This window comes from Rhizobium mongolense subsp. loessense (assembly GCF_900099775.1).
In the GTDB taxonomy this organism is placed as follows: domain Bacteria; phylum Pseudomonadota; class Alphaproteobacteria; order Rhizobiales; family Rhizobiaceae; genus Rhizobium; species Rhizobium loessense.
This window is the reverse complement of record NZ_FMTM01000017.1, coordinates 76,431-96,867: the sequence shown is the minus strand read 5'-3', so window position 1 is coordinate 96,867 and position 20,437 is coordinate 76,431. Positions and strand designations below refer to the sequence as shown.

At 58.5% G+C, this 20,437-nt stretch carries 20 protein-coding genes and 1 tRNA gene; 12 read left to right on the top strand and 9 right to left on the bottom strand.

What is annotated here, in order from left to right; all coding sequences use genetic code 11:
- Positions 1-588, top strand: a 588-nt coding sequence (locus BLP23_RS30835) for an aminotransferase class I/II-fold pyridoxal phosphate-dependent enzyme (RefSeq protein WP_139187142.1), incomplete at its 5' end; no start/stop codon positions are given.
- A gap of 238 nt (positions 589-826) precedes the next feature.
- Here BLP23_RS30835 and dxr read toward each other — a convergent pair.
- A complete protein-coding gene (gene dxr, locus BLP23_RS30830) occupies positions 827-2,020 on the bottom strand; it encodes a 1-deoxy-D-xylulose-5-phosphate reductoisomerase (RefSeq protein WP_092588495.1) in 1,194 nt (397 codons plus the stop codon).
- Between the two features lie 308 nt (positions 2,021-2,328).
- Here dxr and BLP23_RS30825 point away from each other — a divergent pair, with 308 nt between their 5' ends.
- Together BLP23_RS30825 and BLP23_RS30820 are read left to right on the top strand one after the other, a co-directional pair.
- The gene (locus tag BLP23_RS30825) at positions 2,329-2,976 is read left to right on the top strand and encodes a hypothetical protein (RefSeq protein WP_092588502.1); all 648 of its coding nucleotides are present in this window, start codon (positions 2,329-2,331) and stop codon (positions 2,974-2,976) included.
- Between the two features lie 75 nt (positions 2,977-3,051).
- Complete coding sequence (locus BLP23_RS30820) at positions 3,052-3,318, top strand: BON domain-containing protein (RefSeq protein WP_022718001.1); 267 nt, start codon at positions 3,052-3,054, stop codon at positions 3,316-3,318.
- 89 nt (positions 3,319-3,407) lie between these two features.
- Here the strand turns inward: BLP23_RS30820 and BLP23_RS33995 are convergent, their stop codons facing one another.
- Entirely contained in the window at positions 3,408-3,572 is a 165-nt protein-coding gene (locus tag BLP23_RS33995; RefSeq protein WP_167364039.1) for a hypothetical protein, read from the bottom strand.
- Positions 3,573-3,908: 336 nt separating this feature from the next.
- Between BLP23_RS33995 and BLP23_RS30815 the strand changes: the two genes are divergently transcribed.
- The 4 genes from BLP23_RS30815 (at position 3,909) to BLP23_RS30800 (ending at position 9,688) form a co-directional block, all read left to right on the top strand.
- Positions 3,909-4,424: a DUF992 domain-containing protein gene (locus BLP23_RS30815; protein WP_033419860.1), complete on the top strand. Its 516-nt coding sequence runs from the start codon at positions 3,909-3,911 to the stop codon at positions 4,422-4,424.
- Positions 4,425-4,906: 482 nt separating this feature from the next.
- Positions 4,907-6,850, top strand: a complete 1,944-nt coding sequence (locus BLP23_RS30810; protein WP_092588494.1) for a PrkA family serine protein kinase — start codon at positions 4,907-4,909, stop codon at positions 6,848-6,850.
- A 19-nt stretch (positions 6,851-6,869) separates the two neighbouring features.
- A complete protein-coding gene (locus BLP23_RS30805; protein ID WP_022718004.1) occupies positions 6,870-8,141 on the top strand; it encodes a YeaH/YhbH family protein in 1,272 nt (423 codons plus the stop codon).
- A complete protein-coding gene (locus tag BLP23_RS30800; RefSeq protein ID WP_092588493.1) occupies positions 8,138-9,688 on the top strand; it encodes a SpoVR family protein in 1,551 nt (516 codons plus the stop codon). Before BLP23_RS30805 ends, BLP23_RS30800 begins: the two co-directional genes overlap by 4 nt.
- Positions 9,689-9,724: 36 nt before the next feature.
- On the opposite strand, the gene BLP23_RS30795 is transcribed toward BLP23_RS30800, so the two are convergent.
- Positions 9,725-9,801: transfer RNA gene (locus BLP23_RS30795), tRNA-Arg, on the bottom strand.
- A 72-nt stretch (positions 9,802-9,873) separates the two neighbouring features.
- Entirely contained in the window at positions 9,874-11,037 is a 1,164-nt protein-coding gene (locus tag BLP23_RS30790) for a M20 aminoacylase family protein (protein WP_092588492.1), read from the bottom strand.
- 150 nt (positions 11,038-11,187) lie between these two features.
- On the opposite strand from BLP23_RS30790, the gene BLP23_RS30785 reads away from it, so the two are divergent.
- Together BLP23_RS30785 and BLP23_RS30780 are read left to right on the top strand one after the other, a co-directional pair.
- Positions 11,188-12,291 (top strand): D-alanyl-D-alanine carboxypeptidase family protein, encoded by a 1,104-nt coding sequence (locus BLP23_RS30785; protein WP_092588491.1) that lies wholly within the window; start codon positions 11,188-11,190, stop codon positions 12,289-12,291.
- A gap of 11 nt (positions 12,292-12,302) precedes the next feature.
- The gene (locus BLP23_RS30780) at positions 12,303-13,442 is read left to right on the top strand and encodes a CobW family GTP-binding protein (protein WP_092588490.1); all 1,140 of its coding nucleotides are present in this window, start codon (positions 12,303-12,305) and stop codon (positions 13,440-13,442) included.
- A 2-nt stretch (positions 13,443-13,444) separates the two neighbouring features.
- Here the strand turns inward: BLP23_RS30780 and BLP23_RS30775 are convergent, their stop codons facing one another.
- From BLP23_RS30775 to BLP23_RS33990, 5 genes are all read right to left on the bottom strand, one after another.
- Positions 13,445-13,669, bottom strand: coding sequence for a sulfurtransferase TusA family protein (locus BLP23_RS30775; protein ID WP_092588501.1), 225 nt, complete (start codon positions 13,667-13,669; stop codon positions 13,445-13,447).
- 5 nt (positions 13,670-13,674) lie between these two features.
- On the bottom strand, positions 13,675-14,913 hold the full coding sequence (locus BLP23_RS30770) for a L,D-transpeptidase family protein (protein ID WP_092588489.1): 1,239 nt from the start codon (positions 14,911-14,913) through the stop codon (positions 13,675-13,677).
- 198 nt (positions 14,914-15,111) lie between these two features.
- Positions 15,112-16,068: an acetyl-CoA carboxylase carboxyltransferase subunit alpha gene (locus BLP23_RS30765; RefSeq protein ID WP_092588488.1), complete on the bottom strand. Its 957-nt coding sequence runs from the start codon at positions 16,066-16,068 to the stop codon at positions 15,112-15,114.
- Positions 16,069-16,130: 62 nt separating this feature from the next.
- Positions 16,131-17,084 (bottom strand): site-specific tyrosine recombinase XerD, encoded by a 954-nt coding sequence (gene xerD, locus BLP23_RS30760; protein WP_092588487.1) that lies wholly within the window; start codon positions 17,082-17,084, stop codon positions 16,131-16,133.
- A 4-nt stretch (positions 17,085-17,088) separates the two neighbouring features.
- Entirely contained in the window at positions 17,089-17,265 is a 177-nt protein-coding gene (locus BLP23_RS33990; RefSeq protein ID WP_022718059.1) for a hypothetical protein, read from the bottom strand.
- 146 nt (positions 17,266-17,411) lie between these two features.
- On the opposite strand from BLP23_RS33990, the gene BLP23_RS30750 reads away from it, so the two are divergent.
- Genes BLP23_RS30750 through BLP23_RS30740 form a run of 3 tightly spaced genes read left to right on the top strand, consistent with a single transcriptional unit; the run spans position 17,412 to position 20,436 of the window.
- The gene (locus BLP23_RS30750) at positions 17,412-18,002 is read left to right on the top strand and encodes a shikimate kinase (protein ID WP_092588486.1); all 591 of its coding nucleotides are present in this window, start codon (positions 17,412-17,414) and stop codon (positions 18,000-18,002) included.
- Positions 17,999-19,129 carry a 3-dehydroquinate synthase gene (gene aroB, locus BLP23_RS30745; RefSeq protein WP_092588485.1) on the top strand — a complete coding sequence of 377 codons (1,131 nt, stop codon included), beginning with the start codon at positions 17,999-18,001 and terminating at the stop codon, positions 19,127-19,129. The genes BLP23_RS30750 and aroB overlap by 4 nt, the downstream gene beginning before the upstream one ends.
- Positions 19,126-20,436 carry an HlyC/CorC family transporter gene (locus tag BLP23_RS30740; protein WP_092588484.1) on the top strand — a complete coding sequence of 437 codons (1,311 nt, stop codon included), beginning with the start codon at positions 19,126-19,128 and terminating at the stop codon, positions 20,434-20,436. The genes aroB and BLP23_RS30740 overlap by 4 nt, the downstream gene beginning before the upstream one ends.
- The last annotated feature ends 1 nt before the right edge of the window (position 20,437 follow it).

Below are 20,437 nucleotides of genomic sequence, written 5' to 3'. Positions count from 1 at the left end.
ACCTATCTCGACGAAGTGCATGCCGTCGGCATGTATGGCCCGCGCGGCGGCGGCATTGCCGAGCGCGAGGGGCTGATGGACCGGCTGACCATCATCGAAGGCACGCTCGGCAAGGCCTTCGGCGTCATGGGTGGCTATATCGCCGCCTCAACGGCACTGTGCGATTTCATCCGCTCGTTTGCCTCCGGCTTCATCTTCACGACGGCGCTGCCGCCAGCGCTTGCGGCCGGTGCGGTGGCCTCGATCCAGCACCTGAAGGTCAGCCAGTTCGAGCGCGCCCGCCATCAGGACCGGGTGCGCAAGCTGAGATCACTGCTGGACCAGCGCGGCATCCCGCATATGCCGAACCCGAGCCATATCGTGCCGGTCTTGGTCGGCGATGCGGCGAAGTGCAAATGGATCTCGGATCTGCTGCTCGACAATTTCGGCGTTTATGTCCAGCCGATCAACTATCCGACGGTGCCGAAGAAGACCGAACGGCTGCGCATCACCCCGACGCCGCTGCATTCCGATGCCGACATCGAACAGCTGGTTGCAGCACTCCATTCCCTCTGGTCGCGCTGCGCGCTCGCAAGGCAGGTCGCGTAAGGTCGATTGGCTTCGTAGTCGAAATTGCGGGGATCTCGACGGACCGTGGTGGTCTGGATCTCATCGTAGCCTCACCGGCTTTACTCATCGCTATCGGCGTACGTATCGACCGCGGTTTCGAATTCGGCCAGAGCGCTTCCGACATGGTGCCGTTGCGATCGCTGCGCTCGTCGTTGCGATTGTGGACCTGCAGTCGCGCTAATCGGGAACAAAGGACCGCCCGATCGGCGGTCCGCCGTCAGGCGGCCTTTTCGTTGAGCGCAACCAGTTCGGCAGCAAGCCTGCGGGCTTCGGTGTCGGCCGCAAAGACGTCGTCCATCGTGTGCGCGCCGCCCGTGCCGGCCATCCTGTCCATAACGGCTTCGACAATATCGGCCATTTGCAGGAAGCCGATCCGTTCGTCGACGAAGGCATGAAAGGCGACTTCCTCAGCAGCATTCATGATTGCCCCTTGCAAGCCGCCTCGCTCCAATGCCGTGCGCGCAAGCCTGAGAGCGGGGAAACGCTTTTCGTCCGGCGCTTCGAAGTCGAGACGAGAGAGCTTGGCGAAATCCAGGCGCTCGACATTCAGCTTCGGCCGGTGCGGATACTCCAACGCATAGCCGATCGCCGTTCGCATATCCGGGCTGCCGAGTTGGGCGATGATGGATCCATCGGTATAACCGACCATGGAATGGACGATGGATTGCGGATGCACGACCACCTCGATCTGGTCCGGTCGCACACTGAAGAGGTGCTTAGCCTCGATCATCTCCAGTGCCTTGTTGAACATCGAGGCGCTGCCGATGGAGATCTTCAAGCCCATCGACCAATTCGGATGGGCGCGTGCGGTTGCCGCAGTCACATTCGCCATCTCGGCGCGCGACCATGTGCGGAAAGGGCCGCCCGATGCCGTCAGGATGATCCGTTCGACGGCGTGCCGCTGATTTTCGTCAAGCGACTGGAAAATGGCGCTGTGCTCGCTATCGACCGGGATCAATAGCCCGCCGCCATTCAGTACCGCTTCGACGAAAAGATCGCCTGCTGAAACAAGGCACTCCTTGTTTGCCAGCGCGATCGCCGCACCCTTGCGCGCCGCCGCCAGTGTCGGCACCAGCCCCGCCGTGCCGACGATGGCGGCCATGACCCAGTCCGCTTCGATGTCGGCGGCTTCCGCCAGTCCTTGAGTACCGGCTGCGACCGCGATGCCGCTGCCCGAGAGCTCGGCCTTCAGCGATCTGTATTTGCTGTCGCTCGCTGTGACTGCTAGCCGGGCGCCGGTCGATCTTGCCTGCTGCGCAAGTAGCTCAACATTTTCATTTCCGGTCACCACGGAAATTTCGTAGCTCTCACGGCCGCCCAACTGCTGGATGACATCGAGCGTATTTTGTCCAATCGAGCCCGTTGAACCGAAGATGCTGAGGCGCCGCGGCGCGTTTGTGCCGGTCGTCATGCGGGTTTTTTGCCGAAAATTTCCCATTAGCCTCTGGCTCTACAAGGCTTTGAAATGGGCGGCAAGTGTGCAGTGCAGCACTTTTCTACCGTTGAGTGGTTTACACAATGAACTTCGGATGTGATCCTTATAACAATTCCTGCGGGATTTAACTCCGCAGTTGTTCTGCAGTTGCCCACGACTGATGCCGCGCTGCATGGCAAATGGCATCAGATGCCGGGCCAGTTCACAAATCGGGAGGAGTTGAAAATTGGATGCGTGGAAGCGCATCAGCGAGTTTTTGCGCGGTGCGCGCTGAGTGGGATTTGATGACGACGTTGAAGAAAATACTATTGTTGAGCGTATGCCTTCTGGGAGCTCTTCCGGCCAAGGGGGACAATCTTTTGATCTGGGCGCCAGTGCGGGTTTCCGAGCATTCCTACAAGGCCACGATGGGTTTTCGCCTTCCTTTCGAATGGGAAACAAGCGCCGGCGCCGACCTGGCGCTCGCGTCGACCGATGGCGAGGCCATCCAGCCCGGCTCCGAACAGGCGACGTTTTGGGGAAAGATCACAAAGGCGCGCGTCACGCCGGCGGGCAAAGCGCAACAGGATGCAAGCCTGCGGATCGATACATTGCGCGGCAGCGGTTCGCTGATGCTGAGCCGCTCGCGCAGTTTTATTCTCTCAGACTCGCTCGACCTGCAGACAAGCCGGGCTGTCAGCGTCGGCTACGCTGCCGTCGAAACACGTCAGACGTCGGTGACGGCAACCCAGGCACTGAAACTGATCTATCCGTGGACTGGAACGTCAATTTCGGCAGGAAGCAGCGTGACGGATTTCGGCAAGGATTTTTCGAGTTCAGTCGGCGTCAGCCAGACTGTTCTTCCGAACCTCAATCTCAATGCTTCGGTCACCGATCCGCTTTCGTCGGGACGCTCAGCCAGCGTCAATGTCAACTACCGGGTAAGCTGGTAGGCGATCACGAGATCGACGGCTGCAACAAAGCCGGTTGCCTTTGCGTTTCTCCGCAATCCAAAAGGAGGAACGATCATGGTTTTCAAGAAGGCTACATTCCACGGGAAGCAGCCTGGAATCGAAGCGGTGTCGGTCGATCATGCATCGCTTGAAAGAGCAGTGGCTGGCGCGCTTGCGACAGCTGGCGGCATCGACGCTTCGGACGTCGAAGTCACGGCCGAAGGCGACGACATCGTACTCACCGGCACGGTTGGTACTGCCGATGAAATCGAACGCGCAACGGCCGTCGCGCGAGGCGTTCAGGGCGTAGGTTCTGTTCGAAACCGGATCCTGCTTGGTTGAATGCACACGCAGCACCATAAACCAAGACGAAAGCTTGGCACTCCGCAGTTGGACGCTGGAAAGTGAGGCCGACATTGCTTTTAGCTGATTCAGCCGGCAAAGCGCTCGCTAAGGAATACCGAGCCACTGTCGGCGCCGCCGGCGCGGTCGGTCTTTTCTGTGGTGACTGGGCCGGACGATTGATGAGCGATTGCAAGCAACAGGCCGCTGATCGCAATGTAAGCAATCGCAAGGATGGTGATCTTTGTACGCATGACGAAACACTCCCTGTTTCGCCTTCAACGCTAGCCCTATTCCAAAGTTCCCCGTGACGATATCGGGAGCCATGTTGCACGCTGTCGCTTTTCCGCCACGTGTTGGGAGAAAAGGACGCCGACCCGGGCAGATTTAGGCTGCGCCTTCGAAATGTCCGTTTGCGATGTGAGCAGTGGTAGCTGTCCGCAACATGCAACCAAGGCACGGCGCCATGACATGCAGATAGATGGAGACGGTTTGGATCATTCTTCGATGACGCACGTTATGTGTTTCAGAGTTTGTTCTTCGCCGGTTGAACCCAATGCCGTCGCCAAATTTTTAGTAAGGAGACCATGATGAAAAAGTCCATTGCGATGATAGTTGCCGCAGCATCACTGGCTCAAGCCTGCGTGACGGCTGCAAACGCAGCAGACACGATCCGGCGCTACCAAGAGCCGGACGTACGCGGTGGGGTTAAGATTGGCCTCCTGACATGCGATGTCGGTGGAGGCCTCGGCTACGTGCTGGGTTCAGCGAAGGAGGCCGACTGCGTGTTTTCTTCGAGTGTTGGTCAAGAGATTTCCGATCACTATACCGGCGATATCAGGAAACTCGGTGTGGATCTCGGCTTCACGACGCGCAGCCGCCTCATTTGGGCCGTCTTCGCGCCGACTGCCGGCTATCATCGCGGCTCGCTCGGTGGCCTTTATGTCGGCGCCGTGGCTGAAGCCACGCTTGGCGCAGGTGTCGGTGCGAATGTCTTGGTCGGCGGTACCGCGGGATCGATCCATCTCCAGCCTCTCAGCGTAACAGGCCAGCTCGGTCTCAATATTGCAGCGGCCGGGGCGTCGATGACGCTCACCCCGGCCTGACAAGTTGCGTTACGCCCCTTTCGTCATGTCGGGAGGGGCGCAAGCTCGGATGAGGAGTTTGATGTTTGGTTCGGCAAATATAGCAAAAGCGTCCGCTGGAGCATGTAAAGCTCGCGGTCCCGCGCTGTTTTCGCCGGCTCGTGGCAAAATAAAAATCGTAAGCGCAACTGACCAAGCGGGGAATCTTTCGATTTTCCGCGCGCGGGAATCAGCAGCAGCGGCATTAGAAGCCCTTTGCGGCCTCATGTCACGTCCTGAAATGTGCTGATATCGCACTGGCGCCTTACGAATTAGGATATAGTATAGTTAGTTTGGTTGGAGCCAAAACGACCGGTGGATGCACATTTTTGTGCATTGCTATAGACGGCCGACAGGTGTCCAATCAATTCACGAAACATATTGATTCTCAACGAAATGTTGTTTCCATTGCGGTGGTACGGCTATTTCGGGAGCCTGTGGCATAAACCTTGAATGGAGGGCCCATGCTGAATGAATCCGTGTTCGATGCGTTTACGCGTAACTATGAAACGCGACGCGAAACTGAGATGTCCATCGCAGAATACTTGTCGCTCTGCAAGCAGGAGCCGCTCGCCTATGCCAACGCGACGGAGCGTCTCCTTGCGGCGATAGGCGAACCGGAGGTATTGGACACCGCCAAGGATCTGCGCCTCGGACGGGTCTTCATGAACAGGACGATCCGGACCTACCCGGCCTTCGCTGGCTTTTACGGCATGGAGGAGACGATCGAGCGTATCGTTTCGTTCTTCACACATGCCGCGCAGGGGCTCGAGGAGCGCAAGCAGATTCTTTATCTGCTCGGTCCGGTCGGTGGCGGCAAGTCGTCGCTAGCTGAACGGTTGAAGCAGCTGATGGAAGTTCATCCGATCTTTGTGCTGAAGGCGGGCGAGGAGGTCAGTCCGGTCTTTGAAAGTCCGCTCAGCCTCTTTGATCCGGCCACGATGGGGTCGCTGCTCCTTGAGGAATACGGTATTCCGACGCGCCGGTTGACCGGGTTGATGAGCCCTTGGTGCCTGAAGCGGCTTGACGAATTCGGTGGCGATATTTCCCAGTTCCGCGTCGTCAGAATGCAGCCTTCGCGGTTGCGCCAGATCGCGATCGCCAAGACCGAGCCGGGCGACGAGAACAATCAGGATATTTCTTCGCTGGCGGGTAAGGTCGATATCCGCAAGCTTGAGACCTATTCCCAGAATGATCCGGACGCCTACAGCTATTCCGGCGCGCTCAACCGCGCCAACCAGGGCCTGCTGGAATTCGTCGAGATGTTCAAGGCGCCGATCAAGATGCTGCATCCCCTGCTGACAGCGACGCAGGAGGGAAATTACATTGGTACCGAAAATATTGGCGCCATTCCTTTTTCGGGCATTGTTCTTGCGCATTCCAACGAGGCCGAATGGCAGAGTTTCAAGGCGAACAAGAACAATGAAGCTTTCATCGACCGCATCTGCGTCATCAAGGTGCCGTATTGCCTCCGGGTTACCGAGGAGCAGAAGATCTACGAGAAACTGATCGAAGGATCGGAACTCGCCGATGCGCCTTGTGCACCCGGAACGCTTAAAATGCTGGCGCGCTTTTCAGTACTTTCGCGCTTGCGAAAGCACGAAAACTCGACATATTTTTCCAAGATGCGCACCTATGACGGCGAAAGCCTCAAGGAGACCGATCCGCGTGCCCGTAGTGTCCAGGAATATCGGGATGCCGGCGGCGTTGACGAGGGAATGGACGGAATATCGACACGTTTCGCCTTCAAAGTGCTCGCTTCGACCTTTAATCATCACACGAGCGAAGTGGGGGCCGATCCGGTTCATCTGATGTACGTTCTGGAACAGGCGATCCGCCGCGAGCAGTTTCCTGACGAGACCGAGAAACGCTACATGGAGTTCATCAAGGCCGAGCTTGCCCCGCGCTATGCGGAATTCATCGGCAACGAGATTCAGAAAGCCTATCTGGAATCTTATGCCGATTACGGACAGAATCTTTTCGATCGCTACGTGGACTATGCCGATGCCTGGATCGAGGATGTGGACTTCAAGGATCCGGATACGGGCCAGCTTCTCGACCGGGAACTGCTCAATCAGGAGCTGACGAAGATTGAAAAGCCGGCGGGTATCGCCAACCCGAAGGACTTCCGCAACGAAATCGTCAAGTTCTGCTTGCGGTCGCGGGCAAACAACAGCGGGAAAAACCCGTCATGGACGAGCTATGAAAAGATCAGGGAGGTGATCGAGAAACGCATGTTCTCGCAAGTCGAGGACCTGCTGCCAGTTATTTCGTTCGGCACGAAGAAGGACGGCGAAGCCGAGAAGAAACACAGTGAATTCGTTTCGCGCATGACCACGCGCGGCTACACCGAAAGACAGGTTCGGCGCCTAGTGGAATGGTACATGCGCGTTAAGCAGGCAAGTTAACGCTCACGCGGGAGCTATCATGCACATTGTCGACCGCCGGCTGAATCCGCGCGGTAAAAGCTTGGAAAATCGTCAACGGTTTCTTCGGCGCGCGAAAAGCGCCGTGCAGCAGGCGGTGAAACGTTCTCTGCAAAGCCGTAATATTCGGGACGTGCTCGACGGTGGCGAAATCACCCTGCCGATTGACGGCCTGACAGAGCCGGGTTTCCGCCGCGGCGAAGGCGGCATCAGCGATCAAATTCTGCCGGGAAACAGAGCCTTTGTTGAAGGGGATATCATCCCACGGCCGCCTGGCAGGAGCGGTGGCAGGCCGAAGGAGGCAGGCGAAGGCGACGGCGAGGATGGTTTCCGCTTCGTGCTGACGCGCGAGGAATTCCTCGACGTCTTTCTTGATGATCTGGAACTTCCCGATCTCGCCAAGCGGCGGCTGACGGAAACAGAAGAAGAAAGCCCTGTGCGGGCCGGTTATTCGGTGTCTGGTTCACCGTCCAACATTGCTGTCGGTCGCACGACGCGGATGGCGATGATGCGACGGATCGCGCTTCGCCGCCCGCGCATCCAGGAGGTAGAGGCACTTCGGCGCGAGATTGGGGAATGCGAAGACGACGAGAAGCGCCAGGCTCTTGAGGCTAAGCTCAAAGCGTTGACGGAAAAAAGCCGGCGCATTCCTTATATCGATCCGCTCGATGTGCGCTATCGCCGCTTCGAAAGCGAGCCGAAACCAGTGGCGAAGGCCGTCATGTTCTGCCTGATGGACGTCTCCGGCTCTATGTCGGAGCATATGAAGGATCTTGCCAAGCGGTTCTACCTGCTGCTCTACCTTTTCCTGTCACAGCGCTACAAGAAGGTCGAGATCGTCTTCATCCGCCATACGGACAAGGCCGAAGAAGTCGACGAGGAAACCTTCTTCTATGGTCCGGCGACGGGCGGTACGCTGGTATCAAGCGCACTTGCGGCGATGCGCACGATTGTCGCGGCGCGATTCGATCCGGCAGAGTGGAACATCTATGCCGCCCAGGCTTCCGATGGTGACAACTCCTATTCGGACGGCACCATGACAGGGCAACTGCTGCGTCATGAGATTTTGCCGCTGTGCCAGTATTTCGCCTATATCGAGGTCGGTGAGGAAGACAGCGACTCCTCCGTGTCCCGCTCACCGCTCTGGACGCTTTACGAAGGGATCCGTGCCGAACAGGTGCCCCTGTCCATGCGCAAGGTGTGCCGGCGTAACGAAATATTCCCGGTCTTCCACGATCTCTTCCAGAAACGTGATGCACAGGTGGCGCCATGACTTCCACGGCGGTGTCAAAGGAGCGGTTGCTGTTTAATGGCGCCGACTGGGATTTCCCAACGCTCCAGCGCGTTCATGACGCCTGCGAGGAGATCGCGCTCGGCGAACTCGGCCTGGATGTCTACCCAAATCAGATCGAGGTCATCACATCTGAACAGATGCTGGATGCCTACTCATCGACCGGCATGCCGCTCTTCTATCGCCATTGGTCCTTCGGCAAGCATTTCGCGCATCACGAGGCTTTCTACCGCCGCGGCATGCGCGACCTTGCCTATGAAATCGTCATCAACAGTTCGCCTTGCATCTCCTATCTGATGGAGGAAAACTCGGCGACGATGCAGACCTTGGTCATCGCGCACGCCGCTTTCGGACATAATCACTTCTTCAAGAACAACTATCTCTTCCAGCTCTGGACGGATGCCGATGGCATCCTCGACTACCTCAATTTCGCCAAGAGCTACATCGCCCGCTGCGAGGAGCGCTACGGCGAAGTCGAGGTCGAGCGTACGCTCGATGCCGCGCACGCGCTGATGTCGCATGGCGTGCATCGGCACGCCGGCAAGACCAAGGTCGACCTTCGTGACGAGGAGCGGCGTGAGCAGGAGCGCCGCGTCCACGAAGAGCAGGTGTTCAACGACCTTTGGCGAACTGTTCCCACCGGCAAGAAGCGCACGGCAGCCGACGTCGGCCTGGAGAAGCGGCGCCTCGCCCTTGGCCTTCCTCAGGACAACATTCTCTACTTCCTCGAGAAATCGGCGCCATTGCTGCAGCCGTGGCAGCGTGAGATTTTGCGCATCGTGCGCCATGTCGCGCAGTATTTTCACCCGCAGCGCCAGACCAAGGTGATGAACGAGGGGACTGCCACCTACGTCCACTACAGGATCATGAACAGGCTTCACGAGCGCGGGCAGATCAGTGACGGAAACTTCCTCGAATTCCTGAAATCACACGCCAATGTCGTGTTCCAGCCCAACTACGACGATCGTCGTTTCTCGGGCTTCAATCCCTATGCGCTGGGGTTTGCAATGATGCAGGATATCGAGCGGATCGTGACGGCACCGACGGAGGAGGACAGGGTTTGGTTCCCGGACATTGCCGGACAAGGCGATGCAATGTCCGTGCTGCGTGACATCTGGGCCGATTATCGGGACGAGAGTTTCATCAATCAGTTCCTGAGCCCCAACCTGATCCGCCAATTGCGCCTTTTCCATCTTTACGACGACCCGGAGCAGGAAGAAGGAATTCTGGTTTCGGCAATCCACGACGAACGCGGCTATCGGCGCATCCGCCGTCAGCTTTCACGCGAATACGACATCGGCTGGATCGACCCGGGAATAGACATCGTCGATGTCGATCTTGCCGGTGACCGCCGCCTTCTCTTGCGCCACAACGTCACGAACGATTGGTTTCTTCAGGAAGCCGATACGAAGCTCGTCCTGCAGCATCTCGCCAATCTTTGGGGCTATGACGTCTTGCTTCAGGAAATCGATAGTTCAAATGAAGTGGTGAAGGAACACGCAGCCAGCCCTCGCAAGCCCATTCAGTGAGGGACTGTCCGCGTTGAGGGTTTCCTCGGAATGTTTTGGTGATCCCGGCGCGATTCGAACGCGCGACCCCCAGATTAGGAATCTGATGCTCTATCCTGCTGAGCTACGGGACCACTCCGTGCCATGCATACAAAAGGCTTGGCAGGAAGCCAAGCCTTTTTGAGGTTCTTATCGAGTATAGATTTTCACGCGCCCAAACGCTGTTCGGCAAGGCGGACCCAATAAGAGACGCCGTGGGCGATGGCTTCGTCGTTGAAATCATAGGCCGGATTATGAAGGCCTGCGCTGTCGCCGTTGCCGATGAAGATGAAAGCGCCGGGACGGGCGTTGAGCATGTAGGAGAAATCCTCCCCTCCCATCATCGGATCTATTTCAGAATTGACGTTCGCCGCGCCCGCTATGTCGCTGGCGATGGCAATCGCATGGGTGGTCTCCGTGGCATGGTTGACGGTGACGGGATAGTTGCGGTGGAAACTGATATCGGCCTGCGCGCCATGGGCGGCGACTAGGCCGTTGATGATCTGCTTCAGGCGTGTTTCCGCCAGATCACGGACTTCCGCGTCGAGCGTGCGGATCGTGCCGGCAATCTGCGCGTCATTCGGAATGACGTTGTGGGCGAAACCCGCATTGAATTTCGTAACCGAGACGACGATAGAACGTAGGGGATCGGCGCTGCGCGAAGCGATCATCTGCAGGTTGGTGACGATCTGCGCACCGATCGCAATCGGGTCGATCGTCCGGTGCGGCTGGGCGGCATGACCGCCGAGGCCCTTGATCGTCACCGTGAATTCGTCCGTTGCCGCCATGATCGCGCCTTGGCGGATGGCGAACTGCCCGACGGGAAGGCCCGGCAGATTATGCATCCCGTAGACCTCCTCGATCCCGAAGCGATCCATCATGCCCTCCTGGACCATCAGGTTGCCGCCGCCGCCGCCCTCTTCGGCCGGCTGGAAGATTACGGCGATGTTGCCGTTGAAGTTGCGGGTCTCCGCAAGATATTTCGCGGCGCCGAGCAGCATTGCCGTGTGACCGTCATGTCCGCATGCATGCATCTTGCCCGGCGTCGTCGAGGCCCAGGGTTTGCCGGTGATCTCCGTCAGCGGCAGCGCGTCCATGTCGGCGCGGAGGCCGATCGTACGGCTTCCTTCTCCCTTGCCCTTGATCAGGCCGACCACGCCGGTGCGGCCGATGCCGGTCACAATTTCGTCAACGCCGAACTCCCTGAGCTTGCCGGCAACGAAGGCCGCCGTGTTTTCGACCGCGAAAAGAAGCTCCGGCCGGGCGTGGATGTGGCGGCGCCATTCGGTCACTTCGGTTTGCATTTCAGCGGCTCTGTTCAAAATCGGCATACGTAACTTCCTGTCGCGAAATCGGGTTGTCCGGCGGCTTGCGCGATGCTGTGCCGCGGAATAACTTATTCAATGACCTTTGCCATGTCATGGCCATATAAGCTAAATAGGTGAAGCTTTCGAGATTTCCGGACATCTTAGGGACGAACCGTGTCAACGCGCCAGAAACGTTTGATTTCACTCGCAGCCACCGCTACGGCCGCTTTTTTCTTCTCGGTTCCGCTGGCGCAAGCCAATCCGCATATTCTCGTCGATGTCCAAAGCGGCCGCGTGCTGGAGCATGAGGAAGCCTTTCGCAAATGGTACCCGGCATCGCTGACGAAGCTGATGACGGCCTATACGGTGTTCAATGCAATCCGCGCCGGCGAGATCAGCCTCGAAACGCCGATCGTCATCAGCAAGCAGGCAGCTGCTCAGCCGGCTGCAAAAATGTATTACAAGCCGGGGCAGAAGCTGACGCTGGACAGCGCGTTGAAGATCCTCATGATCAAGTCGGCGAATGACGTCGCCGTTGCCGTGGCAGAGGCCGTCGCTGGTACCCAGGATGCCTTTGTCCTGCGCATGAATTCCGATGCAGCAAAACTCGGCATGTCGGATTCGCATTTCGTCAATCCGAACGGCCTGCCGGGCAAGGGCCAATATACGACGGCGCGCGATCTCGCAGTCTTGACGGTCGCGTTACGGCGTGACTTCCCGCAGTATGCGGGCTATTTCGCTCTTGAAGGCTTTACCAACGGCAAGACCAATACGGCGAACATCAATCTGCTGATCGGCCGTTTCGCCGGTGCCGACGGCATGAAGACCGGTTTCATCTGCGCATCGGGCTTCAATCAGATCGGTTCGGCGACCCGTAACGGCCGCACCATCATTTCAGTCGTTCTGGGCACAGACAGCCTCGCGGCGCGTGCGGATGCGACGGCGAACCTGTTGCAGAAGGGCTTTACGGCACAGTTTCCCGCAACCGATACCTTGGGTTCGTTGAAGCCCTACGGACTGGGGCAGGATCAGGTCACCGACATGAGCGCCGATATCTGCAGCGCAAAGGGTGCCAAGGTGCGTAGCGAAACGCGCGACGAGGTCGGGCGCATGAAAGTGCAGTCGCCCTATATCCAGGAAATGGATCACGAGCCACGTTACGTCTTTGCCGGTCTCATTCCCGGCCAGGATGTCCAGCCGGACAAGATGGCAAAGGCCGAGGCCATCGGCGACCTTGCCAACGTACCGGTACCGCTGCCGCGCCCGACGTCCTTCTAAGGCAAAAGCAAATGAGCATTTATCACGACACGATACCGGTCACGATCCTGACCGGCTTTCTTGGCGCCGGCAAGTCAACCTTGCTGAACCGCATCCTCAAGGATCCGGCGATGAAGGATGCCGCCGTTATCATCAACGAGTTCGGCGATGTCGGCATCGACCATCTACTCGTCGAAAGCTCGGGCGATGCGATCATCGAACTTTCTGACGGCTGCCTTTGCTGCACAGTGCGCGGCGAGCTCGTCGATACGCTGGCAAACCTCATGGATGCGGTGCAGACCGGCCGGGTCAAGCCCGTCAAACGTGTCGTGATCGAGACGACCGGCCTTGCCGATCCGGCGCCGGTCATGCAGGCGATCATGGGCAACCCGATTATCGCCAGCAATTTCGAACTGGACGGCGTTGTCACGGTCGTTGACGCAGTCAACGGTCTTCAGACGCTCACCAATCACGAGGAGGCACGCCGGCAAGTCGCAGTCGCCGATCGCCTCATCGTGTCGAAGCAGTCGATGGCATCCGCCGAGCTGTTGCCGGTGCTGGAGGCGCGGCTGCGTTACCTCAATCCGCGCGCGGTGGCGATCGATGCTGACAGCGCGCCCGCCGGTAGCGCGGAGATTTTCGTAAACGGTCTATACAACCCGGCAACGAAGATCACCGACGTCAGCCGCTGGCTTCGCGACCAAGACGAGCATGATGTCCATCACCATCATGGACACGATCACCACCACCATCATGGTCATGACCATCAAGATCCCCATGATGTGAAGCGTCACGATGCGTCGATCCGGTCTTTCTCGATTGTCGAAGACAAGCCGATCGAGCCGATGGCGCTCGAGATGTTCATCGACCTGTTGCGCTCCGCGCATGGCGAAAAACTGTTGCGCATGAAGGCCATCGTTGCCGTTTCGGACTGGCCGGAGAGGCCTCTGGTTCTGCATGGCGTGCAGAACATCTTTCACCCGCCGGTGCGCCTTCCGGCCTGGCCGGATCCGGTCGACCGGCGCACGCGCATGGTACTGATCACCAAGAATCTGCCGGAGGATTTCGTGAAGAACCTCTTCGATGCATTCCTTGGAAAGCCGCGAGTCGACACGCCCGATCGCGCGGCTCTCAACGACAATCCGCTGGCCATTCCTGGCATGAAGATCTGAGATTATCTCTTGCGGATCAGGAAACGGTGACCGGTTTCGGTTTTCACCGTTTCCAGTAACGCGTGGCCGTCTTCCTTGCAGAAATGAGGGATGTCGATCCCAGCCAGCGGATCGGTCGTTTCTACCCGAAGGAGCGCGCCGCTTGTCATCGAAGAAAGCTTGCGGCGGGTCTTCAGCACGGGTAGGGGGCATTTCAGGCCGCGCAGGTCATAGGAAAAGGCGTCCAAGCCGCTCAGTTCCTGGCCCAGAATTTCCAAAACGGCTTCTTGGTGGCTTCTGCCGTTTCCTGCGGAGGCGGTTCCGGCGCGAAGGCTAGAGGGTTCTGCGCCGGAACGGGGATATTGGCAGGTACAACCGCTGCAACCGCTGTCGCATTGTTCGGAGCAGGTGCTGTTGCCGATGCCGGTGTCGCAGCGGCGATCGCCGTCGCATTTGCCGCGGGTGCAGCGGGCTTCGACATCATTTCCTCAAGTTCGGCTACCTTGACCATGCGGCCTGCCTCCAGCGACGTGCCGGTTGGTGCATAAGCGAGTTCACGGCCCTTGCGCTGCTTGGCAACGACGGCTTTACGCTCGGCTTCGGTTGGGTCGTACCAAGCCATGCCGTCGAATTTCCTTTCGGCCCTGGCGAAGTCGGCCGCGTATGTTTTGTTATAGGCTGCAAGTGCTAAGGCCAGCGCTGGAGGCGTTGACATTGCTGGGCACTGGCCTGCCGGATTGAAGGCGGAGCTGCCCTGCGCTAACTGCTGGTTGAAGACATATTTCTTCTCGCAGACATTCACTTCCGGCGGACGCTTGGTGACCTCGAAATTGTCGTAGCCGACCTTGAGCATCTTCCAGAAGTCATAGTTCTGGTTCAGGCGGTGCTTGAACATGTTTTCCGCCGTCATGCGGAAGGGAAACGCCTGCAGCTGAACGGTTGCCTGGCCGCCCTTGAAGGCATCACGCGCGAAAGCGTAGATTTCCAGAACCTGCTCGTCGGTCATCGAATAGCAGCCGGAAGACGAACATGCGCCGTGGATCATCAAGTCGGAGCCTGTGCGGCCGTTGGCAGCGTCGTATCGGTTCGGAAAGCCGGTGTTGATCGCCAGATAATACTTGGAGTTCGGGTTAAGGTTCGCCCGTGTCAAGTTGTAGAAGCCCTCCGGCGCCTGCCGGTCGCCAGTCTTGACTTTCGGGCCCAGCCGGCCCGACCACGCGCAGATCTTGTAATCCGCGATCTTCTCGAAGCGATTGTCCGTCTTGGCCTTCCAAACTTCGAGAGCGCCTTCTTCCTTGAAGATTCGGATCATGATCGGGGAGTTGCGGTCCATGCCTTTCGTCCTCATATCGGCGAGGATACGTGCCGGCAGAGGTTGCTCGACCTTGTTCTTGACCTTCGAGAGATCAGTATGGGTGACGTCCAAAGCGTCGTTGCAGCCAGCAAGAGCCAGCGCCATCAGCGAAACATAGGCAAAATGACGAATGCGCATTTCCCAACAAGCCCATTAAATCGATACGACCCGATCCGCGTCCATGGAGTCCGGGCGATCCCAGAATCATAGACGGCTTATACTTCACAATTTCTTACCAGCCTATGACTTGCCCAAGGATGTCCCGCAAGCGCGACTGTTACTGATAACATTATTGTGGCCAAGGTTTGGCCGTAATCCGGTCACGTATGCTGGGAGTTATGCGAGATTCCGGCCCATGGCGAGGAATTTCTGGCGGCGGTCGCTGCGCAGCTGTTCGCCGGAACGCGACGATAGTTCGGCAAGGGCGCTTGCGATGACATCGCCGGTGGCGGCGATGACGCTGTCCGGATCGCGATGCGCGCCGCCGAGCGGTTCGGGAATGATGCCGTCGATGATGCTAAGCGACTTCAGGTCCTCGGCGGTGATCTTCATGTTGGTTGCTGCTTCCCTGGCGCGGGTCGAATCGCGCCATAGAATGGAGGCCGCGCCTTCCGGTGAGATCACGCTGTAGATCGAATGCTCGAGCATATAGACCTTGTTTCCGGTCGCGATCGCGATCGCGCCACCGGAGCCGCCTTCGCCGATGATGACGGAGATGATCGGTACTTTGACGCCAAGGCACATTTCCGTCGAGCGGGCGATTGCTTCAGCCTGGCCGCGCTCTTCGGCGCCAACGCCTGGATAAGCGCCAGCGGTATCGACGAGGGTGACGACCGGAAGGCCGAAACGGTCAGCCATTTCAAGAATGCGGATCGCCTTGCGATAGCCTTCAGGGCGGGCGCTGCCGAAATTGTGCTTCAGTCGGCTCTTGGTATCGCTGCCCTTTTCCTGGCCTATGACGGCAATCGGTTGGCCGCGAAAGCGCGCAAGGCCTGCCTGGATCGCCGCGTCCTCGGAGAACTTGCGGTCGCCAGCGAGCGGCGTGAACTCCTGGAAGAGCGTTTTTGCATAATCGACGAAGTGCGGGCGCTGCGGATGGCGAGCAACCTGCGTCTTTTGCCAGGCGTTGAGCTTGGAATAGATATCGACCATCGCTTCGCGAACGCGAACCTCTAGCCTGCCGACCTCATCGGACGTATCGATGCTCTCGTCTTCGGAAGCGAGCTTCTTCAGTTCGATGATCTTGCCTTCGAGGTCGGAGATCGGCTTTTCGAAGTCGAGATAGTTGTGCATGAGGTGCGTTTCCGTTCCTTGTGCCCGGGGCGTCTTGCTGGCCTTGCCCCATGTCGCCGGTCCTATTCGTGCTTTTTCGCCTGTTTGGCAAGGGGGTGATGCGTCTGAACCAGTTGCTGCAGCCTTTCTTCAAGGACATGCGTATAGATCTGTGTCGTCGAAATGTCGGAATGTCCGAGGAGTTCTTGAACTACGCGAAGGTCGGCGCCGTTGGCAAGAAGATGGCTTGCAAAGGCGTGACGCATGACGTGCGGTGAGATCATTGATGGCGTCAGTCCGGCACGGATCGCGAGGTTTTTCAGTTCCCGGGCAAAAACCTGGCGGGGCAGATAGCCTTCCTTGGAGGCTGCCGGAAAAAGCCATGGACTATCAACCGGATCCTTCGCCTTGGCGTTCTCTTCTGCGAGCGACCGGCCATAGACCTTGAGTGCAGCGATTGACGATTGAGATAGAGGTACGAGCCGCTCCTTGTTGCCCTTACCGCGAATGATCAGGAAACGCCCTTCTTGGTCGAGAACGCGTGCCGGCAGCGAAACGAGTTCGCTGACGCGCATTCCTGTCGCGTAAAGCAGCTCCAGAAGCGCCAACATTCGCTGGCGCTGCAATTGGCCGTCCGCGGGATTGTTGGCTTCGGTTTCGGCCTGTGTCAGTAGTCGCGTCACCTCCTCGACGCCCATTGTCTTTGGCAGAGCTCGCGCTTTCTTCGGCGCGTCGAGAACGCCCGTCGGGTCATCAACCCGCAGGCCTTCGGCATAAAGGAATTTGTAGAATTGCCGCATGGCTGCCAGCCGGCGGGCCTGGGACGAGGACTTGAAGCCCCGTTTCGAGAGCGAGGAGAGGTAGGCAGCGAGATCGCCGGAGGCCGCTTCGGTCAGCCGCACGCATTTGCCGTTCAGGAATGCATGGAGGTCGTCCAGATCGCGCTCGTAGGACTGCAGCGTGTTCACGGCAGCACCTCGCTCTGCACTCATCATCTCGAGAAAGGCTTCCACATGGACGCGGCTCAGATCCTTCATCGGATCACTTCTTCGCCGGTTTGATCGTGCCAGTCGCCGGCGGGTTGATGCGTTCCGACGGAATACGGATCGTCACGTCGCGCGGCTGTGGCTCCACGAAGGTCACGAGCGCCACCATACCGCCATAAATCGCCCCAGCGATCATCGCCAGGACAGCCAAGAGACGCAAGAGGGTCGGCATTTCGCAACTCCGTGAGCTCTGCCTCTTTTATGAAGAAGCGGGTTTGCGTGCAAGAAGCGGCTTTTGAACCATGTTTCCCTGGTCCGCGACTTGACGCTACACCCGCATTTGTCGATACCGTTTGCAAACAAAGTGTGAATGGACCGATGAGTGACCCAGTTCTGAAAGTGGGAGACAGCCTGAAAGACAGAGCTCGCGCCACGCTCGGATCCCGCAATCTGATCCTCGTTGGCCTCATGGGGGCCGGCAAATCCTCCGTCGGCCGTATCGTCGCCCATCAGCTGGGTGTTCCTTTCATCGACAGCGACGTGGAGATCGAGCGCGTCTCCCGCATGACCATCTCGGAGCTTTTCGCAGCTTACGGCGAAGATGAGTTCCGCGCGCTGGAAACACGCGTGATGAAGCGGTTGCTGAAGAATGGGCCGCGCGTGGTATCTACCGGCGGTGGCGCTTTCATCAATGATCGGACGCGCAAGCACATCAAGAAGAGCGGCCTTTCCGTCTGGTTGAAGGCCGATCTCGACGTGCTGTGGGAGCGGGTCAGCAAGCGCGACACACGCCCGCTCCTGAAGACCGAGAATCCAAGGCAGACGCTCGAAAACCTGATGAACGCGCGATACCCGATCTATGCCGAAGCCGACATCACCGTGTTGTCGCGTGACGTGCGTAAGGAAGTCATGGCTGACGAAGTGTTGAAGGCCGTGATCGAAGCCCAAACCGAAAGTACAATACCATGAATGCGATCTCCTCCTCCGCCCAACGAAAGGTTCACGTACCGCTCGGTGAGCGCGCCTACGATATATTGATCGGGCCGGGTCTGATCGCGCGCGCTGGAGCGGAAATAGCGTCACGGCTGAAGGGTCGCAAAGCTGCGATCATCACGGATGAGCACGTAGCGCCACTCTATCTCGAAGCTCTCGTTAGAAGCCTCGAAGGCTCGGGTATCATGTCCGCACAGCTTGTGCTGCCCGCCGGCGAGAAGACGAAGAGCTTCGAGCATCTGATGACCGTCTGCGACAAGATCCTGGAGGCGCGCGTCGAGCGGAATGATTACGTCATTGCGCTTGGTGGCGGCGTTATTGGCGATCTTGCCGGCTTTGCCGCTGGCATCGTGCGTCGCGGCGTGCGCTTCGTGCAGGTGCCGACGTCGCTGCTTTCGCAGGTGGATTCTTCCGTCGGCGGCAAGACGGGCATCAACAGCCGACACGGCAAGAACCTTATCGGCGTCTTCCATCAGCCGGATCTGGTCCTTGCCGATACTGATGTTCTTAACTCTCTCAGCGAGCGCGAATTCCGCGCCGGCTATGCAGAAGTCGCAAAATACGGTCTTATCGACAAGCCGGATTTTTTCGCTTGGCTTGAAACAAACTGGAGCGCCGTCTTTGCCGGCGGCTCTGCGCGTATCGAGGCGATTGCCACAAGCTGTCAGGCGAAATCCGATGTCGTGGTCGCTGACGAGCGCGAGAACGGTCCGCGGGCGCTTCTCAATCTCGGCCATACTTTCGGGCACGCTCTGGAGGCGGCCACCGCCTACGAGAGTGCACGCCTGGTGCACGGCGAAGGCGTTTCGATCGGCATGGTCCTCGCGCATGAATTTTCCGCGCGCATGAATCTCGCAAGCCCTGATGACGCGAAGCGGGTTGAGAAACATCTGAAAGAGGTCGGCCTGCCGACGCGCATGTCCGATATTCCAGGCGCTCTTCCGCCGGCTGAAAAGCTGCTCGACGCGATGGCGCAGGACAAGAAAGTGAAAAACGGCAAGTTCACCTTCATCCTGACTCACGGCATTGGCCGGTCGTTCATCGCCGATGATGTGCCGGCTTCCGAAGTGTTGGCCTTCCTCAAGCAAAAGCAGCCGCAATGACACTCGAAGTCACGCTGGCATTTCTTGCGGTTTACTGGCCGGAAATCGTTGCCATCGTGGCCCTCGTCCTCATATCAGCCTTCTTCGTTGGTTCGGAGACTGCGCTGACGGCGGTTTCTCGCAGCCGCATGCATACGCTGGAAACCAACGGCGAAAGGCGCGCCGGTCTTGTGCGCCAGCTGATCGAGCGGCGCGACCGGCTGATCGGGGCGCTGCTGATCGGCAACAACCTTGCTAACATCCTGTCTTCGTCTCTTGCGACCAGCTTGTTTCTCAGTCTTTTCGGCAGCTCGGGCGTGGCGCTTGCAACGCTTGCTATGACTGTCATCCTCGTCATTTTCGCGGAAGTTCTGCCGAAGAGCTGGGCGATCTCGTCGCCTGACCGTTTTGCATTGAGCGCGGCATTGCCAATCAAGCTCTTTGTCGCTGTCGTCGGTCCGATTTCATCTCTCGTCAATGCCGTCGTCCGCCGGATCCTGGGGCGCTTCGGCATCACCCTATCGCGTGAAATCCCGATGCTGACGGCGCACGAGGAACTGCGCGGTACCGTCGATCTGTTGCATCGCGAGGGGGCGGTGGTGAAGGCTGACCGGGATCGCCTTGGCGGAATACTCGACCTTAGCCAGCTTGAACTCTCCGACATCATGGTTCATCGCACGGCGATGCGGGCGATCAATGCAGACGACGCGCCGGAGGTAGTGGTTCGCACGATCCTCGAGAGCCCCTATACCCGCATGCCGCTGTGGCGCGGCACGATCGACAACATCATCGGCGTCGTCCACGCAAAAGACTTGCTGCGCGCGCTGGCCGAGCCGAACGTGGAGCCGGAGAATCTCGATATCGTCAAGATTGCCCAGAAACCCTGGTTCGTGCCGGACAGCACCAATCTCGAAGATCAGCTCAATGCGTTCCTGCGCCGCAAGCAGCACTTCGCCGTCGTCGTCGACGAGTATGGTGAGGTGCAGGGCATCGTGACGCTCGAGGACATCCTAGAAGAGATCGTCGGCGATATTTCCGATGAGCACGATATCGATATGCAGGGCGTGCGCCAGGAATCCGACGGCTCGATCGTTGTCGATGGCAGTGTGCCGATCCGGGACCTGAACCGCGCGCTCGATTGGCAGTTGCCCGATGAAGAGGCGACGACGATCGCCGGCCTCGTCATCCATGAATCGATGACGATCCCGGAAGAGCGGCAGGCCTTCACTTTTTACGGCAAGCGCTTCATCGTCATGAAGCGCGAGAAGAACCGCATCACCAGGCTACGCATCCGTCCTGCTGCGGAGAACGAGACCAAACCGCTCTGAA

Excerpts from the sequence above, each read along its gene's own strand:
- BLP23_RS30820 (WP_022718001.1), top strand. The coding sequence starts at position 3,052 with ATGGTTTTCAAGAAGGCTACATTCCACGGGAAGCAGCCTGGAATCGAA.
- BLP23_RS30780 (WP_092588490.1), top strand. The coding sequence starts at position 12,303 with ATGAGCATTTATCACGACACGATACCGGTCACGATCCTGACCGGCTTT.
- BLP23_RS30825 (WP_092588502.1), top strand. The coding sequence starts at position 2,329 with ATGACGACGTTGAAGAAAATACTATTGTTGAGCGTATGCCTTCTGGGA.
- BLP23_RS33995 (WP_167364039.1), bottom strand. The coding sequence starts at position 3,572 with ATGCGTACAAAGATCACCATCCTTGCGATTGCTTACATTGCGATCAGC.
- xerD (WP_092588487.1), bottom strand. The coding sequence starts at position 17,084 with ATGAAGGATCTGAGCCGCGTCCATGTGGAAGCCTTTCTCGAGATGATG.
- BLP23_RS30740 (WP_092588484.1), top strand. The coding sequence starts at position 19,126 with ATGACACTCGAAGTCACGCTGGCATTTCTTGCGGTTTACTGGCCGGAA.
- BLP23_RS30805 (WP_022718004.1), top strand. The coding sequence starts at position 6,870 with ATGCACATTGTCGACCGCCGGCTGAATCCGCGCGGTAAAAGCTTGGAA.
- BLP23_RS30815 (WP_033419860.1), top strand. The coding sequence starts at position 3,909 with ATGAAAAAGTCCATTGCGATGATAGTTGCCGCAGCATCACTGGCTCAA.
- dxr (WP_092588495.1), bottom strand. The coding sequence starts at position 2,020 with ATGACGACCGGCACAAACGCGCCGCGGCGCCTCAGCATCTTCGGTTCA.
- BLP23_RS33990 (WP_022718059.1), bottom strand. The coding sequence starts at position 17,265 with ATGCCGACCCTCTTGCGTCTCTTGGCTGTCCTGGCGATGATCGCTGGG.
- BLP23_RS30800 (WP_092588493.1), top strand. The coding sequence starts at position 8,138 with ATGACTTCCACGGCGGTGTCAAAGGAGCGGTTGCTGTTTAATGGCGCC.
- BLP23_RS30750 (WP_092588486.1), top strand. The coding sequence starts at position 17,412 with ATGAGTGACCCAGTTCTGAAAGTGGGAGACAGCCTGAAAGACAGAGCT.
- BLP23_RS30770 (WP_092588489.1), bottom strand. The coding sequence starts at position 14,913 with ATGCGCATTCGTCATTTTGCCTATGTTTCGCTGATGGCGCTGGCTCTT.
- BLP23_RS30790 (WP_092588492.1), bottom strand. The coding sequence starts at position 11,037 with ATGCCGATTTTGAACAGAGCCGCTGAAATGCAAACCGAAGTGACCGAA.
- aroB (WP_092588485.1), top strand. The coding sequence starts at position 17,999 with ATGAATGCGATCTCCTCCTCCGCCCAACGAAAGGTTCACGTACCGCTC.
- BLP23_RS30810 (WP_092588494.1), top strand. The coding sequence starts at position 4,907 with ATGCTGAATGAATCCGTGTTCGATGCGTTTACGCGTAACTATGAAACG.
- BLP23_RS30765 (WP_092588488.1), bottom strand. The coding sequence starts at position 16,068 with ATGCACAACTATCTCGACTTCGAAAAGCCGATCTCCGACCTCGAAGGC.